The organism is Stenotrophomonas maltophilia, assembly GCF_001274595.1.
Lineage (GTDB): Bacteria > Pseudomonadota > Gammaproteobacteria > Xanthomonadales > Xanthomonadaceae > Stenotrophomonas > Stenotrophomonas forensis.
The window spans coordinates 1,002,164-1,017,512 of sequence record NZ_CP011010.1 but is presented as its reverse complement, the minus strand read 5'-3'; the positions used below and the strand labels follow the sequence as shown (position 1 = coordinate 1,017,512).

Genomic DNA, 15,349 nt, shown 5'->3' with positions numbered 1-15,349 from the left:
AAAGGCGCGGGGCATTCGGTGATCCGCCCGGGCTTACTGGCGGATCGCGTCCTGGAACGACAGCTTTTCTTCGGTGTGCTGGGCACGCTCGGCGATCCAGTCGATCACCTGCTCTTCCATCACGCGGTTCTGCAGGCCAGACATCAGCTGGGGGTCGTTGCGGTACATCTCAATGACCTGCTCCGGCTCTTCGTAGGTCGAAGCGATCAGGCGCATCGTTTCGTTCAGGCGCTTGGCTTCCAGGCGCAGGTCGTTGGTACGGGCCACTTCACCGACCAGCAGGCCGACCAGCACGCGCTTGGCGGCAGCGTCCTTGAAGCCCTCATGGGCATCGGCCGGGATCTCACCGACGTTCTGGCCGTTACGGCGGATCTGCTCCACCTGCTGGGCCAGCATGGCGCGGGCTTCGTTCTCGACCAGGCGCGGCGGCATTTCCACCGAAGCGTAGGCGGCGATCAGCTGCTCGCCCACTTCGCGACGCAGGCGGTTCATCAGGGCGCCCTTCAGCTCGCGCTCCAGGTTGGCGCGGATGTCGCTGCGGAACTGCTCGACGTCGCCGCCCTTCACGCCAAAGCTCTTGATGAAGGCTTCGTCGACCGCCGGCACGACCGGCTCGGACACCTCGGCAACCTTGACGGTGACCTGCACGGTCTTGCCGGCCAGTACCGGCACGCGCCAGTCAGCCGGGAACTCGACGTCCAGGGTCTTCTCTTCACCCTTGGCCAGGCCGACCAGGCCCTTCTCGATGGTGTCGAACATCATGCCCTGGCCGAGCACGATCGAACCCTTCTCGGTGCCCTCGGCCGGCAGGCGCTCTTCGCCGGCCTGCGACCAGGTTTCCACTGCGACCAGGTCGCCGTCCTGCGCGCCACGGATGACCGGGGCCCAGGTACGACGCTGGTTCTGCAGGTTCTCGATCATCTGGTCGATGTCGGCGTCGGTGATTTCGGCGCTGTGGCGCACCACGGTCAGCTTGCTGACGTCGATGTCGCCGAAGTCCGGCACCACTTCCACGGTGGCCACGAACGAGAACTCACCCTCGTCGCCCTTGTCGATGCGCGGGCTGCCGACGATGCGCAGGTCGTGCTCACGCACGGCGGCATCGAAGGTTTCGCGCAGCAGGCCGTCCAGCGCTTCGCCACGGACCTGCGCGCCGAAGCGCTGCTCGATCACCTTGGCCGGCACCTTGCCCGGACGGAAACCCTTGATGCGGGTGGTACGGGCGATTTCGCCCAGGCGGCCGACGATGTGGCTCTGCAGACGGTCTTCCGGCAGCGAGAAGCTCAGGCGGCGTTCCAGGTTGCCGGTGGATTCGATCGAAGCTTGCATGTTGACTCCTGCCACCGGTGGCCCAGGCCCCCGGCTCGATGATTGGGATGAAACGGTTGTAAGGACACGGCGTCTGGGACGCGCCTGCTTGCCGCAGCCCTTTAGTTTCGCCCAATTCGGCCTGCACTGCCAGCGCGTGCCGGGTCAAGGGGCGCAGAGGGCCCGATCAGGGCGGGGACAGGCCGGCACTGGTGCGAAAGGGGGGACTCGAACCCCCACGCCTTGCGGCACTGGAACCTAAATCCAGGGCGTCTACCAATTCCGCCACTTTCGCGTGGCCGGCACAGGCGTTCATTGTCGCAGGCGATGATGGGAAGCGGAAGGCCTGCACAAAACTGAATATGAAGACTTGCGTACAGCCCGCGCGTCCGGACCGCCCCGGCGAGCGCCAGCTCATCCGGGGCGGCGGGATTCAGGGCTGCGACCCGGCCTTGGCCGGCGCCGAATCGGCACCCTGCTCGGCCGCAGCATCCACCCTGCGGATCTCCACGCCCCCGTCGTCGGTGCGCCGCAGGGCCACCGACTCCGGCGTGGCCTTGCGCACATCCACCGAACCATCCGCATTGCGCTGCACGTCCACCGCGTCGGGCAGGGCCTCCCCTTCCGCAGGCTGAGCCGGCTGCATCTGCATGGCCTCACCGACCGGGTGCGCCGGAGTGCTGTCCGTGCCAGCATCGCGTTCGACGGTCTGCGCGGGATCATTGGCCGGCGCGCAGGCAGCCAGCGCCATCAACGCGAAGGGAACCCACAGCGTGCGGTGCAATCGATTGATATCAGCCATCAACATCTTCCTTCGTGCATGCGCCATCGGCGCGGAAGATGCATTGGGTGCGATACAGGGCGCGATGCGGTGAGAAGCAGCGCACAGCATTGATAACACTGATGACGCGTATGCCCCTGATTTCAGCATCGCTTCAGTGGATCCACGCCATGCCTGGATGACGTGCGGCCGGGCGTGCAGGCATTCGCATGCTCAACCCGGCACACAGGCAAGAAAAAAGCCACTTGGCGAACCAAGTGGCTTTCGTCTGGTGGGCTGTCAAGGATTCGAACCTTGGACCTATTGATTAAGAGTCAACTGCTCTACCAACTGAGCTAACAGCCCGAAATCGGGGCGCGAATTATGACCCGATCCGCTCGGTGGGTGCAAGCGCTTTTTTCAACATCGTTGAAACCAGCACCACATCCAGCTGCCTCTGCAGAACGGCACCAGGCCGGACTCCGCAGGGCGTGATCCATCGCAACGAAGGAGTCACACTAATAAGAAAAAAGCCACCTGGCGTACCAGGTGGCTTCCGTCTTGGTGGGCCGTCAAGGATTCGAACCTTGGACCTATTGATTAAGAGTCAACTGCTCTACCAACTGAGCTAACGGCCCGTGAAACTCAGACGCACATTGTAGCGTGCTTTCTGTTTATTGCAATACCGTTTCGGCTGCGCCGATGCGGTTGAATCAGTGGGGTGGCTGAGGGGATTCGAACCCCCGACCACCGGAATCACAATCTGATTCCGCTGATCTAGAACCCCAGCAAGTGCAAGCACTTACGAGACGCACATCGTAACAGGTGACATCACGGGTGACAACTAGGTGACGCCTCGTGCCGTCACAGGTGACGCGAGGTGACGCCGAATAAAGTAGTCATCATCGGCGGACCTCCTCCTAGGACAACCATTCAGAACTACTCATTGCTGTTCACCACCGAGGACTACTACAGTTCCACATAGGTCCACCCAGGACCAACAACCGAACCACTCAGGACCGTACCGGGCAGCCCCCGGTGCGGTCCTCCCGTTTTGACTTTTGCATCCCCCGAGGGCAAACGATGACGACTTGGCAAGAGAACGACCTGCACGCCGCCCAGCTCGAACTGGAGAAGGAGAGCACCAGCCTGGGCATTGCCCGCTACGAGAAGATCAGGGAGCAGCGCCAGGAGGCCGAGACCGGCCCCGGCCGCAAGCTGGTCCTGGAGAGCATCGACGCCACCGCCGCCGCAATCGCGGCGTTCGTGGCCGAAGCCGACACCGGCAAGCCGGGCAAGCGCCACGCCGCCCTCAAGTTCATCCGCCACCTGAACCCCCACGCCCTCGCCTATCTGACCAGCTTCACCTGCGTCAACGCGCTCGTCGCCGATCACCGCAAGGCGGTGTCCGTGGCGATCACCCTGGGCCACGAGGTCGCCAACGAGATCAACTTCTCCCTGCTCCGCGAGAAGCATCCCGGCCTATACCGGGTCGTCCAGGAGCAGCTCAAGAAGTCCACTTCGGCTCGGCATTCCACCGCAGTGATGCGGCACGTCGTTGCCGACGCCGAGTTCAGCCCCGAGGACGACAAGCGCCTCTACCTGTCCGACAAGGACGCCCTGCTGGTGGGCATGAAGCTCATCGAGCTGTTCGTCGAGGCGACCGGACTGGTCGAGCTGGTCACCGTGGCCGAGCGCGGCAAGCGCCACCTGCTGATCGCCGGGAATCAGAAGGTGCTCGACTGGCTGACCAAGGCCCACGACAGCGCCGCCCTGTACCAGCCGGTGCTGATGCCGATGGTCGTCCCGCCCCGTCCGTGGACCACGCCCCGCGACGGCGGCTACCTGACCGACATCGGCGGCCGGGCGGACCTTGTGCGTACCCGCAACCGCGCCTACAAGCGCGAGCTGGCGCTGGTCGATATGCCCAACGTCTACCAGGCCCTCAATGCCATCCAGGCAACCGCCTGGAAGGTGAACGTGCCAGTCCTGGAGGTCATGCGCGAGCTGTGGAACGCAGGCGGCGGTGTCGCCGGGCTGCCGGAGCGCGAGCTGATGGACCTGCCGAGCCGCCCTGCCCTGCTGGAGACCGACCCGGACTACTTCAAGGAGCACCACGCCGACGAGTTCAAGGAATGGAAGCGCGACCGCGCCAAGGTCTACGAGGCCAATGCGCGCAGCGTGTCCACCCGCCTCGCCGCCGCGCAGAAGATCGCCCTGGCGGAGAAGTTCGCCGAGTACCCCGCGATCTACTTCCCGCACAACCTCGACTTCCGCGGCCGTTGCTACCCCCTGCCCCCGACGCTGACCCCGCAGGGTGATGATGCGGCCAAGGGCCTGCTGACGTTCGCCCAAGGCGTGCCGCTCGGCGAGGACGGTGCCTACTGGCTCGCCATCCACGTTGCCAACTGCTTCGGCGTGGACAAGGTGTCGTTCGAGAAGCGCGTGGCCTGGGTGCGCGAGCACGAGGAGCAGATTCTCGACAGCGCCCTCGATCCGCTGGACGGCCAACGCTTCTGGATGGACGCCGACAGCCCGTTCTGCGCGCTGGCCGCGTGCTTCGAGTGGCTCGGCTACAGCCTCAACGGCCGCGATCACGTCTCCCATCTGCCCATCGCGCTCGACGGTTCCTGCAACGGCCTCCAGAACTTCTCGGCCATGCTCCGCGACTCCGTGGGCGGCGCAGCCACCAACCTGATCCCGCAGCCGAAGCCCGCCGACATCTATTCGCGCGTGAAGGACGTGGCGCAGGAGAAGCTCCGCGCCCGTGCCGAGGGCGGCGACCCGCTGGCGATCAAGCTGGACGGCCAGCTCACCCGCGACATCGTGAAGCAGCCGGTGATGACGCTGCCCTACGGCGTCACGAAGTCGGGCATGCGCGCCCAGGTGCTCTCCAAGTTCAAGAAGCTGGGCATGGAGGACGATTGGGAAACCGCCGAGTACCTGGCGACCCTGCTGTGGGAGTGCATCGGCGAGGTCGTGATCGCGGCCCGCGCGGCGATGGACTGGCTGCGCGATGCCTCTAAGGTCGCCTCGTCGGCCGACCTGCCGGTGAGCTGGACGACCCCCGCTGGCTTCCCGGTCCTCCAGGAGTACCGCGAGGAGGAAGGCGTGCGCGTCCAGGCCCACCTGGGCGGCCGACTGACGAATTTAGTAGTCAACATCGGCGGTACGAAGCTCGACCGTCGCAGGCAGACCCTCGGGATCAGCCCGAACTTCGTCCACTCCTGTGACGCCAGCCACATGATGCTGACCACCTGCCTCGCGGCAGAGAACGGCATCGAGTCGTTCGCAATGATCCATGACTCCTACGGTACACACGCGGGCAAGGCAGCAATCCTCGCCGCCGCGCTCCGGCAGGCGTTCGTCGATCAGTACAGCGGCGACGTACTGGCCGACTTCCGACAGCAACTCGTCGAGCAGCTCCCGCCAGAAGCGGCAGAGAAACTTCCACCACTCCCGCCGCACGGCGACCTGGACCTCAGCCTGGTGCTGGAGTCGCGCTACTTCTTTGCCTAGTCCATCCCCCTTTGGCAATTGATACCCCAAACGAGAACATCCACATGAGCATCAACTACCAGCACGCACTGAACACCTACGTTGCCCAAGACCACTTCGGTGTGGTCCTCGGCATCTACAACCCGGCCGAACACGGCACGGTCGAGGAGTTCAAGCACCGCATGACGGAGCTGCACGCAGGTGCGTGATCGCGTCATCGACGGACTGCACTCACGTTCTGCCGAGAGCGCCGCACGCGGCGCTTTCGTCGTGATCGACAGCGTGCAATCCCTCGGTCACCCGGCCGATCAGGTGATCGGCCTGGCGTGCGCCTTCAAGAACTTCTGCGAAGTGCTCGGCCTCGATCCGATGGAAGTGCTGCGGGTCGTCTCGCGCATGGAGCAGGACTGCCGCTACCGGCAGGTCAACACCCTCAACGCCGTGCGCCGCTACGCGGAGCGCGAGCTGAAACCGCACTACCCGTAATGCGTGACCCGATCACCGACGCCTTCATCGACGAGGCGCTCGTCGGCTTCGACATCGACGAAGCCTTCGGCATTTCCGCCGACACCCCGCTGACCGCCGCCGCCGACCTGTGGCGAGCGGGCATCTATCTCCCGACCAACTACGAGACCGACAACTGATGGCAACCAAGAAGCGCGAACGATTCGTCTCCCCGAAGGGCACCGCCGTGTGGCCGCGACTGAACGAACCGGACACCAAGTTCAAGCCGGAAGGCGAATACACCGTGAGCCTGGCGTTCGACCCGAACGACAAGGACTTCAAGGCGCTGGCGAAGAAGCTGGAAACCCGGCGCGACGAGCTGTTCCAGGAGTTCCTGAGCGAGAACCCGAAGAAGAAGAAGGGTGCCGAAGTGGCCCCGGTGTTCACCGAAGAAACCGACGAGAACGGCGATGACACCGGCCGCGTGCTGGTGAAGTTCAAGATGAAGGCCAGCGGCGTCAGCAAGCGCACCGGCAAGAAGTTCACCATGCGCCCGGACATCTTCGACGCCCGCGGCAAGAAGATCGACAACCCGCCGCAGATCGGCGGCGGCAGCGAACTCAAGGTCTCCTACGAGATCGGTGGTTCGTTCGTCGAATCGGCCAAGAAGTTCTACCTGACCTGCTACATGGTCGCCGTCCAGGTGATCGAACTGGTCGAGTTCGGCCAGCGCAACGCCAAGGACTACGGCTTCGGCGAGGAGGACGGATACGAGGCCGACGACAGCGCGCCGTTCAGCGACAGCGATGACGACTCGGACGACGACAGCGACTCCGACGACGAGGGCGATGACGGCGACTACTGATCCGCTGTCGGTCATCGTGGACACCGCGAGGGGGGCCAAGCACTTGGCCTCCCTCACGTTCCCGTTCGACCCGGTGCCCGCCTCGCGCCCGAAGGTATCGCGCTGGGGCGTCTACTACGGCAAGACCTACAAGACCTGGAAGGAAGCGGCAGAGAAGCATCTGCCAGCCGGTGATCTGGACCTATCGCCGACCGATCCGGTTTTAGTAGTCATCATCGCGGTATGCAAACGCGCCAAGACCTCGAAGGCCGCGTTTCCCAAGGGCGACGTGGACAACCTCGCCAAGGGGCCGATGGACGTTGTGACCAAAGCCACCGGCTATTGGGCCGACGACAAGCAAGTCATGTGGCTGCTCTCCGGTAAGCGCTGGGCGCAGCCGGACGAAGAACCACGCACCGAAGTCCACCTCTACAAACTCTAAGTGCGCCTCAAACCTCTGGAATCGGTAGAGGCGCTGTTCGTCCTCGCCAGCATGACCCGCCCCGAGCAGGTCACGACCGGCGAGGAACTCGCACGCCTGCACCGCTCGCAGGGCTACTCGAAGATCGCCGTCCACTTCGTCATCGAACGTGACGGCTCGATCTACGACGGTCGCCCGCTAAATCAGCCCGGCGCTCTCGCCGGTAAGCACAACCAATCCGCATACCAAGTCTGCCTCCTGGGCGGCGTCAACGACGCCATGCAGCCCGAGGACAACTTCACCGAAGCCCAACACGCCGCGCTGCGACGCCTGCTCGCCGCCTACGGCAAGCCCGTCGTGTGGGCACCTGACTTCCCTCGATAGGAGAACCCAACGTGAAACCGCTGCCCCCGCAAACCCAGGTCGTCCTGGATCACCTGCGTCGCCACTCGCACCTGACCTCGTGGCAGGCCGAAGGCGTCTACCGCATCCGCCGCCTCGCCTCGCGCGTCGATGAGCTGCGTGCTACTGGCTTCGAGATCGAAACGCAGACCTGCGAGGACGCCTCGGGGCAGCGGTACACGCGCTATCGCCTGTCGCGCCGTCAGCGCCGCAGCAAGGCCCCGCTCCTGGAAGCGCGCCGCGCTCCGAAGCAGTACCGCGTCGATGCGCTGCTCCAGCTGTACCGCAACTACTGCACCGACGAGCTGGGCCTCGACGCAAACGATGCGACCGAAGAAGTCGCCGCATTCACCAAGTTCCTGCTGGAGAAGAACGCATGACCAACACCGCCACCACCGTCATTCCGTCCGCGATGCGCCTGGCTTTCGAGCGCGCATGGGCGAGCGCCGACAAGCCGTTCCGCGGCCTGGGCCGCACCGTCAAGGGTGCGCTGAACCGTCGCCTCGGCATTTCCTACCGCAAGCGCATGTGGTCCGTGGAGCGTGCAAAGCGCTGACTCCGAATACCTCCACAAAGAGCCGTGTCCGAACTGCGGCAGCAAGGACAACCTTGCGCGCTACAGCGACGGGCACGGCTACTGCTTCGGCTGCGGTCACTACGAGCCAGCCGAAGGCGAAGAGGTCTCTCAACCCACCAGCAGGAAAACCATGAGCGACTTTGCGGAGGGTGAACCGCAAGCCCTGGCGAAGCGCGGTATCACTGAGGAAGCATGCCGTAAGTACGGCTACTGGATCGGCAAGGACAAGCACGGCAAGACCGTGCAGATCGCCAACTACAAGCGCGATGGCGGCATCGTCGCGCAGAAGCTCCGCTACCCCGACAAGAAGTTCTCGTTCATCGGCGACTCGAAGGCGTGCGGGCTGTTCGGCCAGCACCTCTACGAACCGGGGCGACGCCTCGTCATCACCGAAGGCGAGATTGATGCGCTCTCCGTGGCGCAGGCACTCGGCCTCCGCTGGCCGGTGGTGTCCGTCCCGAACGGGGCACAAGCCGCAGCCAAGTCCATCAAGCGCGAGCTGGAGTGGGTCAATGGCTTCGACGAGGTCGTGCTCATGTTCGATATGGACGAACCGGGCCAGGCCGCCGCGCAGGAAGTGGCGCTGCTGCTGACTCCCGGCAAGGCCAAGATCGCACAGCTCCCCGCGAAAGACCCGAACGAGCTGCTCCAGCGCGGCGACGCCGAGGCGATCACTCGCGCCATCTACGAAGCGCAGACCAAGCGCCCCGATGGCGTGGTGACGTTCGGCTCCCTCAAGGAGAAGGCACTCAAGCCCGTCTCGATGGGCATGCCCTGGCACGATCCGCGCCTCACCGCGCTGACCTACGGCAAGCGGTATGGCGAGGTCTACACCTTCGGCGCGGGCACCGGCATCGGCAAGACCGACTGGCTGATGGAGGAAGCAGCCTTCATCGCGCAGGAAACCGGCGACCGTGTTGGCCTGTTCTTCCTGGAGCAGCAGCCGGTCGAGACGGCGAAGCGCATGGCAGGCAAGGTCGCGGGCCGCCGCTTCCACGTTCCCGATGGGAGCTGGACGCAGGAGGAACTGGAAGCCGCGTTCGAGATTCTCGACAAGGGCCAGGTGTTCATCTACGACCACTTCGGCTCGTCCGAGTGGGACGTGATCGAAGCCAAGATGGCCCACATGGTCGTCGCCGAGGGCGTCAAGCACATCGTGCTCGACAACCTTACGTCGTTCGCGGCCGGTGCCGAGGACGAGCGGAAGATGCTGGAGGACACGATGGCGAAGATCGCGCAGTTCGCGCAGCGCCACCTCATCTGCATCTACCTGGTCTCGCACCTCGCCACGCCGGAAGGCAAGCCCCACGAGGAAGGCGGGCGCGTGATGCTCCGTCACTTCAAGGGCAGCCGCGCGATTGGCTTCTGGACGCACTTCGCGTTTGGCCTGGAGCGCAATACGCAGGCCGAGAACGAGGCCGAGCGCAACTGCACGACCTTCCGTGTCCTCAAGGATCGCTTCACCGGCCAGTCGAACGGCCAGGTTCTCTACTACAGCTACGACCACGCATCCGGCCGCCTGCTCAATGCAGATGCTCCGGGCGAATACGGCGACTTCGCCGACGAGTCATCCGATGTATCCACCTCCGACTACTGACGGCCGCTCGGTCGTCGGCTTCATCCCAGCTGATGCGCCGCTCTCCTTCGCTGAGAGCCTCGTTCTCCCCTACCAACTCCCCCGCTCCGACCAAGCCTGCCGTGTCATGTACGGCAAGCCTGGGCGGCGCGTGGTCATCCACATCAAAGCCGAGGAACTACCCCAATGAAAGAGATCGTCGCAATCGCAATCGACCTGCTAACCGCTCCGTTCCGCAAGGACACCGTGACCGACGTGGTGAAGGTTCTGGAGGGCCAGGTGGACAAGCTGTTCAAGATCAGCGCCGACCGCATCGCCACCGCCTCGACGCTGCGCGACAAGGCCGATGTCCTGCACTCGCAGGCCGACGAGCACGAGGAAGAAGCCGAGCGCGCCCTGCGCGTCGCCGAGCGCTTCACCAACCTGATCCGCTAAGGGACCAACCATGACTGCCGAGCAACACGCTCGGTCCCTGTTCGACGTGTTGCCGGCCGAAGTCCGCCACCTGGTGATCCTGGGTGGCGGAAGCCTGCGCGCGTTCTACGACGGGACCGAAATCAAGGACATCGACTGCTTCTTCGTGTCACTTGCGAGCTACACCTACGTGGCCGCGTACCTGAGCGGCCGTAGCGACTGGACCAGCGAGGCCGCTCCGAACGGCATCCGCAACTTCCGCTCGCCCGAGGGTCACCTCGTGAGCCTGATCGGCTTCGAGTTTGGTACGCCGCACGAGCACTGCGCCCGGTTCGATCTGCGGTGCTGCGCCCATGTCGCCATCTACGAACCCAGCACCGACGAGGTGGTGGTCGTATCCCTCGAAGGCGCGGTTGCCGACGCATCGGAGAAGCTGCTGTTCGTGCTGAACAACAACGGCACCGAGCGCACCATCCGCCGCATCACGCACTACGTCGAGGACTACGGCTACACGCTGCATCCCGACCAGCCCGAGCAGGGCGAACTCTTCGAGGACGACGACTTCCCCGGCCACGCGCCGCAGGGCGTCCACACGCCGCCGAAGGCCCCCGAGCCGGAGTACATCCTCCGCGCCCGCCGCCGCGTCCGCGCAATCCCCGTAACCAACCACGGCTACCCGTAAGGAGGACCGCCGTTGATCCTCGTATTCGACTGCGAGACCAATGGCCTCCTCGACGAACTTGACACGATCCACTGCATTTCCCTCCAAGAGGTAGATGAGACCGGCGCACCGCGCGGTCCCATCTTGTCCGCCAACGATCACGGCACGGGCGAAATGACAGTCCGTCAGGCCGTCGAGAGGCTCAAGAAGGCCACGCGCGTTGTCGGCCACAACATCGCCGGATTCGACATTCCGGCTATCGCCAAGGTGTTCCCGGACTTCAAGGTCCAGGCGTACTTCGACACGCTGCTGATGTCCACGCTGGTCTACCCGGACCTCAAGGACCGCGACTTCAAAGCCCGCAAGAAGCAGGGAGCGAACCCGGTGTTGCCGGGCAAGCTGATCGGCCGCCATTCCCTCGAAGCATGGGGCTACCGCCTCGGTCGCTGGAAAGGCGACTACGCGGCGCAGATGGTCGCACGCGGCCTCGACCCCTGGGCGCAGTGGTCTCAGGAAATGGACGACTACTGCGACCAGGACGTTGCGGTCACCCAAGCCCTGTTCGCATTGCTGATGAGCAAGGGCCTCCCAACCGAGGCCATTGAGCTGGAGCAGGCCGTCGCGCCGATCCTCTCGCGTCAGCAGCGCTACGGCTACCTGTTCGATCAGGAGAAGGCACGCGAGCTGGAGTGCGTCCTCGTGTCCCGGCGCACCGCGCTGGAGGCCGAGCTGCGCAAGGTCATCCCGCCGTGGAAGGTGGTGAAGCGCAAGTTCGTACCGAAGCGCGACGACAAGCGCCGCGGCTACGTCAAGGGCGTGGAGGTCACGACCTACAAGGACGTTGTGTTCAACCCGGCGAGTCGCCAGCACATCGCTGACCGCTTGACCGCGATGTATGGCTGGCAACCGCAGGAGTTCACCGAGAAGGGCCAGCCGAAGATCGACGAAGATGTCCTGGGCGCGCTCAAGTTCCCGATCATCCCGCTCCTGCTGGAGCACTTCATCGTCAACAAGCGTCTCGGCCAGCTTGCCGAGGGCGACGAGGCATGGCTCAAGGCCATCAAGAAAGATGGCCGAATCCACGGCAGCGTGAATCAGAACGCGGCGGTGACCGGCCGCATGACGCACTCTAAGCCGAACATCGCCCAGGTGCCGAAGTGCGGCGTGCCCTACGGCAAGGAATGCCGCTCTCTGTTCTGCGTCCCGACAGGGAAGCTCCAGGTCGGCGCGGACGCCTCGGGGCTGGAGCTGCGCTGCCTGGCGCACTTCATGGCGAAGCACGATGGCGGTGAGTACGCCAAAGTCATCCTCGAAGGCGACATCCACTCGGTCAACCAGGCGGCGGCTGGACTGCCCACCCGCGACAACGCCAAGACCTTCATCTACGCCTTCCTCTACGGGGCAGGCGACGCGAAGCTCGGCTCCATCGTGGGCAAGGGACGACAGGCCGGCGCGAAGCTCCGCTCTAAGTTCCTGGCCGGACTGCCTGCGCTGGAGAAGCTGGTGCGCGGGGTCAAGAAGCGCGCGGCCGAAAAGGGATACCTGATTGGCCTCGACGGTCGGAAGCTGCACATCCGCAGCGACCACGCTGCGCTCAACACCCTGCTCCAGTCGGCCGGTGCGCTGGTGATGAAGAAGGCGCTGGTGATCCTCGACGCCGACCTGCAAGCCGCAGGGCTGGTGCCGGGCGTCCACTACGAGTTCCTCGCCAACGTCCACGATGAGTGGCAGATCGAAGTGGACGAGGACAAGGCCGAGTTCGTGGGCAAGACCGCCCAGGCCGCCATCCGCAAAGCTGGCGACCACTTCGGCTTCCGCTGTCCGCTCGATGGCGAGTTCAAGATCGGAAGGAATTGGGCGGAGACGCACTGATCCGCGGCAAGCGGGACATTGCACTCGCCCTGGTGCGCCAAGCGAAACGCCGGGCAGCAAGAAAGGGACTGCCGTTCGACCTCACGTCGGACGACATCGCGGTCCCCGACTTCTGCCCGGCGCTGGGCATCCCGCTGTACCGCGCTGTCGGGCGCAAGGCCCAAGGCCCCAACTCACCCACGCTCGACCGCATCGAACCTGACCTCGGCTACGTCCGGGGCAACGTGCGCGTGATCTCCGCACGCGCGAATCAGATCAAGTCCGACGCGACTCCCTCGGAGCTTCTGCGAGTCGCCTGTTACGTCCAAGAGAACCGATGAACCCAACCAACATCCTGCGCGCCCTCGCGGCGCTGCTGGTCGTTGCCGCGCTCGCGGCTGGCGGCTTCGCAGCCTGGAAGTACACCGCAATGGCCCAGCGCGTGACGGAGCTGGAGGAGTCGGCAAAGGAACTGGCCGACCTCAAGCAGACCGTCGAGACCCTCAACCGCGAAGCCGTGCGCCGCTCTGCCTTCGATGCAGCGCTGCGGAACGCCCGCGCCACCACCAACCGCTCTGTGGAGATTGCAGCAAATGCTGACCCGGAAACTGGCGATTACCTGTCTCGCCGCATTCCTGACGAGCTGCGCCGCGCACACCTCGAAAGTCGTGCCGGAGCAGTTCCTCCAGCCGACCGTCATTGAGGGCACGCACTCCTCACTCGACGCCGTGATGGCTGACCCGACCACCACCACCTACGACCTCTACCGCTTCGGCGGCAACGCCGAGGACGGCCTCCAGCGTTGCAACGCCGACAAAGCGAGCGCCTTGGAAGTCCTCAAGGAATCGAACCGATGAACGAGAACCGGCTTCGCGTGCATTTCATTGGCGGCCCCGCTGACGGCGATGTCCGCGTGATCGATCCGTGTACCACCTACCGCGTGGCTGTGCTCGAACACCAGCCCGAGGTTCATGCCTACAACGCCAAGTGCCCGTGCTGCACCGAGCGCATGCTGCGCCCCGTGGAGTGGAGCACCGCGACCTACTTCATCCGCCGCGTTAGCGAGAAGTGCTGGGTCGCCGTACACGAGAGCATGGTATGAAGCGCGCTCTCCTGATCCTGGCGCTGTGTGCTGGCCTCGCTGCGTGCGATATGAAGCCCTGGCCGCCGAGTGCGGACTATGGCTCGTGCCTGAAAGGGCACAGCGAGAACTCCTACATCATCATGTGGCAGTCGATGTGTACGGGGAACTCCTGCACGCAGATTCCGTACACCATCCCGACCACCGACTTCGTGTGCGACGAGCACGAGTACCCGCTCGGCGACGGCCCGGAGTACCAGGCCGGAATGAAGCGCTACGCCGCCGAGCTACAGGCGTGGTATGAGCGCCACCCGGAGAAGCGGCCATGACTTCCTACGTCACCTATCGGCCACCGCAGGCGGCCGGTTCCTGGGTCATTGGCGGCAACTTCTTCGTGCAGGTCCGGGAGCGTCCGAACTGGCTGCACCGCTGGTTCGCGCTGGCGTTCCTGGGATGGCAGTGGGTGGACGCATGAACAAGCGCGGCCCCCTGCTACTGATCGACGCCGATGTGCTGCGCTACCAGCTCGCGTTCTCGAACACCGCGAACATCGACTGGAACGGCGACGGCAACAAGGTCGAAGCGATCCAGCCCGAGCGCGCGAAGGCGAAGCTGGAGGACTACATCGACGAGATCGTCGAGAAGTTCGGCGCGCGTGATTACCTGCTGGCCCTGTCCTGCAAGAAGCACAACTTCCGCAAGGACATCGACCCGACCTACAAGCTCAACCGTGCCAGCAAGGACAAGCCTGCCCTGTGGTACGTGCTCGACGAGTTCGTCTACGACGAGTTCGGCGACAAGATCGTGGAGATCGAGAACCTGGAAGGTGACGACGTGCTGGGGCTGCTGGCCTCGCACCCGAATCCGAAGCGCGCGCCAGGCAGCCGCATCGTCGTGTCCATCGACAAGGACATGCAGACGATCCCCGGCATCCGTCTCTACAACCCCAACCGTCCCGACGTGGGCGTCCGGCCAATCTCGGCTCACGACGCTGACCTGTTCTGGATGAAGCAGGTGCTCACGGGTGACCAGGTGGACAACTACCCCGGCTTCCCCGGCATCGGCCACAAGGGCGCGGATGAGCTGCTCATGCCCATCCACGAGGCGTACCGCGATGCGTCCGTCGAGGAGCACCTCGGCGCGCTGTGGAACACCGTCGTCACCACCTACACCACCCGCATCCCCCGCGGCGGCACCGAGCCGCTGTCGAAGCACGATGCGATCCGCCAAGCACGCCTCGCGCGAATCCTGCGCTACGGCGACTACAACCCCAAGACCAAGGAAGTGAAGCTGTGGAAACCCTGATCCTGTTCATCACCATCGTCGCCGTGCTGGCCGTGCTGTTCGCCTTCGTCGCCTACGGTGCCGCCTGGCTGTGGTGGCGCAGCCTCAACACCCTCGAACGCGCCCTGTACCGCTCGGCTGGCCGCGTCAAGCTGTGGCCGGCCGCTGTCGGCGCTGCTGGTGCGGCCTGGCTGATCGCCCGGTGCTTCGCCTGATGCGTCCGAAGCT

At 64.6% G+C, this 15,349-nt stretch carries 23 protein-coding genes and 3 tRNA genes; 21 read left to right on the top strand and 5 right to left on the bottom strand.

Translation table 11 applies throughout. The features are described from left to right. Positions 1-33: 33 nt before the first annotated feature. From tig to VN11_RS04635, 5 genes are all read right to left on the bottom strand, one after another. Positions 34-1,329 carry a trigger factor gene (tig, locus tag VN11_RS04655; RefSeq protein WP_053448917.1) on the bottom strand — a complete coding sequence of 432 codons (1,296 nt, stop codon included), beginning with the start codon at positions 1,327-1,329 and terminating at the stop codon, positions 34-36. Positions 1,330-1,518: 189 nt separating this feature from the next. Further along, a tRNA-Leu gene (locus tag VN11_RS04650) sits at positions 1,519-1,603 on the bottom strand. Positions 1,604-1,741: 138 nt separating this feature from the next. After that, the gene (locus VN11_RS04645) at positions 1,742-2,110 is read right to left on the bottom strand and encodes a hypothetical protein (RefSeq protein WP_053448916.1); all 369 of its coding nucleotides are present in this window, start codon (positions 2,108-2,110) and stop codon (positions 1,742-1,744) included. A gap of 248 nt (positions 2,111-2,358) precedes the next feature. Then, a tRNA-Lys gene (locus tag VN11_RS04640) sits at positions 2,359-2,434 on the bottom strand. A gap of 196 nt (positions 2,435-2,630) precedes the next feature. After that, positions 2,631-2,706 (bottom strand) — tRNA-Lys (locus tag VN11_RS04635). A gap of 445 nt (positions 2,707-3,151) precedes the next feature. Here VN11_RS04635 and VN11_RS04630 point away from each other — a divergent pair. The 21 genes from VN11_RS04630 (at position 3,152) to VN11_RS04550 (ending at position 15,336) form a co-directional block, all read left to right on the top strand. Beyond that, on the top strand, positions 3,152-5,587 hold the full coding sequence (locus VN11_RS04630; protein WP_049444498.1) for a DNA-directed RNA polymerase: 2,436 nt from the start codon (positions 3,152-3,154) through the stop codon (positions 5,585-5,587). Positions 5,588-5,631: 44 nt separating this feature from the next. Beyond that, on the top strand, positions 5,632-5,775 hold the full coding sequence (locus tag VN11_RS22500) for a hypothetical protein (protein ID WP_005412422.1): 144 nt from the start codon (positions 5,632-5,634) through the stop codon (positions 5,773-5,775). Further along, the gene (locus tag VN11_RS04625; RefSeq protein WP_005412421.1) at positions 5,768-6,052 is read left to right on the top strand and encodes a hypothetical protein; all 285 of its coding nucleotides are present in this window, start codon (positions 5,768-5,770) and stop codon (positions 6,050-6,052) included. The genes VN11_RS22500 and VN11_RS04625 overlap by 8 nt, the downstream gene beginning before the upstream one ends. After that, the gene (locus VN11_RS22495) at positions 6,052-6,210 is read left to right on the top strand and encodes a hypothetical protein (protein WP_160314197.1); all 159 of its coding nucleotides are present in this window, start codon (positions 6,052-6,054) and stop codon (positions 6,208-6,210) included. The genes VN11_RS04625 and VN11_RS22495 overlap by 1 nt, the downstream gene beginning before the upstream one ends. After that, entirely contained in the window at positions 6,210-6,875 is a 666-nt protein-coding gene (locus VN11_RS04620) for a hypothetical protein (protein ID WP_049444497.1), read from the top strand. The genes VN11_RS22495 and VN11_RS04620 overlap by 1 nt, the downstream gene beginning before the upstream one ends. Beyond that, complete coding sequence (locus VN11_RS04615; RefSeq protein ID WP_049444495.1) at positions 6,859-7,296, top strand: RusA family crossover junction endodeoxyribonuclease; 438 nt, start codon at positions 6,859-6,861, stop codon at positions 7,294-7,296. The genes VN11_RS04620 and VN11_RS04615 overlap by 17 nt, the downstream gene beginning before the upstream one ends. Further along, on the top strand, positions 7,297-7,659 hold the full coding sequence (locus VN11_RS04610) for an N-acetylmuramoyl-L-alanine amidase (RefSeq protein WP_004154593.1): 363 nt from the start codon (positions 7,297-7,299) through the stop codon (positions 7,657-7,659). It begins immediately after the preceding gene. An 11-nt stretch (positions 7,660-7,670) separates the two neighbouring features. Next, positions 7,671-8,057, top strand: a complete 387-nt coding sequence (locus tag VN11_RS04605) for a helix-turn-helix domain-containing protein (protein ID WP_049444493.1) — start codon at positions 7,671-7,673, stop codon at positions 8,055-8,057. Next, positions 8,054-8,233 (top strand): hypothetical protein, encoded by a 180-nt coding sequence (locus VN11_RS04600; protein WP_049434079.1) that lies wholly within the window; start codon positions 8,054-8,056, stop codon positions 8,231-8,233. The genes VN11_RS04605 and VN11_RS04600 overlap by 4 nt, the downstream gene beginning before the upstream one ends. A gap of 151 nt (positions 8,234-8,384) precedes the next feature. Next, positions 8,385-9,851, top strand: a complete 1,467-nt coding sequence (locus VN11_RS04595) for a toprim domain-containing protein (protein WP_065428124.1) — start codon at positions 8,385-8,387, stop codon at positions 9,849-9,851. Between the two features lie 165 nt (positions 9,852-10,016). Next, a complete protein-coding gene (locus VN11_RS04590) occupies positions 10,017-10,265 on the top strand; it encodes a hypothetical protein (RefSeq protein ID WP_005412417.1) in 249 nt (82 codons plus the stop codon). Between the two features lie 10 nt (positions 10,266-10,275). Continuing rightward, a complete protein-coding gene (locus VN11_RS04585; RefSeq protein ID WP_053448915.1) occupies positions 10,276-10,926 on the top strand; it encodes a hypothetical protein in 651 nt (216 codons plus the stop codon). A gap of 12 nt (positions 10,927-10,938) precedes the next feature. Then, positions 10,939-12,777 carry a DNA polymerase gene (locus VN11_RS04580; protein ID WP_065428123.1) on the top strand — a complete coding sequence of 613 codons (1,839 nt, stop codon included), beginning with the start codon at positions 10,939-10,941 and terminating at the stop codon, positions 12,775-12,777. Further along, complete coding sequence (locus VN11_RS04575; RefSeq protein ID WP_053091908.1) at positions 12,759-13,097, top strand: hypothetical protein; 339 nt, start codon at positions 12,759-12,761, stop codon at positions 13,095-13,097. Before VN11_RS04580 ends, VN11_RS04575 begins: the two co-directional genes overlap by 19 nt. Then, positions 13,094-13,459 carry a hypothetical protein gene (locus tag VN11_RS04570; RefSeq protein ID WP_005412414.1) on the top strand — a complete coding sequence of 122 codons (366 nt, stop codon included), beginning with the start codon at positions 13,094-13,096 and terminating at the stop codon, positions 13,457-13,459. Before VN11_RS04575 ends, VN11_RS04570 begins: the two co-directional genes overlap by 4 nt. A 28-nt stretch (positions 13,460-13,487) precedes the next feature. After that, positions 13,488-13,613 carry a hypothetical protein gene (locus VN11_RS22825; RefSeq protein ID WP_005412413.1) on the top strand — a complete coding sequence of 42 codons (126 nt, stop codon included), beginning with the start codon at positions 13,488-13,490 and terminating at the stop codon, positions 13,611-13,613. Further along, on the top strand, positions 13,610-13,858 hold the full coding sequence (locus tag VN11_RS04565) for a hypothetical protein (protein WP_005412412.1): 249 nt from the start codon (positions 13,610-13,612) through the stop codon (positions 13,856-13,858). The genes VN11_RS22825 and VN11_RS04565 overlap by 4 nt, the downstream gene beginning before the upstream one ends. Then, on the top strand, positions 13,855-14,166 hold the full coding sequence (locus VN11_RS04560) for a hypothetical protein (RefSeq protein WP_043033722.1): 312 nt from the start codon (positions 13,855-13,857) through the stop codon (positions 14,164-14,166). Before VN11_RS04565 ends, VN11_RS04560 begins: the two co-directional genes overlap by 4 nt. Continuing rightward, the gene (locus tag VN11_RS22490; RefSeq protein WP_005412410.1) at positions 14,163-14,312 is read left to right on the top strand and encodes a hypothetical protein; all 150 of its coding nucleotides are present in this window, start codon (positions 14,163-14,165) and stop codon (positions 14,310-14,312) included. The genes VN11_RS04560 and VN11_RS22490 overlap by 4 nt, the downstream gene beginning before the upstream one ends. Beyond that, positions 14,309-15,142 carry a hypothetical protein gene (locus VN11_RS04555; RefSeq protein ID WP_004154583.1) on the top strand — a complete coding sequence of 278 codons (834 nt, stop codon included), beginning with the start codon at positions 14,309-14,311 and terminating at the stop codon, positions 15,140-15,142. Before VN11_RS22490 ends, VN11_RS04555 begins: the two co-directional genes overlap by 4 nt. Continuing rightward, positions 15,130-15,336, top strand: a complete 207-nt coding sequence (locus VN11_RS04550; protein ID WP_049444487.1) for a hypothetical protein — start codon at positions 15,130-15,132, stop codon at positions 15,334-15,336. Before VN11_RS04555 ends, VN11_RS04550 begins: the two co-directional genes overlap by 13 nt. Positions 15,337-15,349 lie beyond the last annotated feature (13 nt).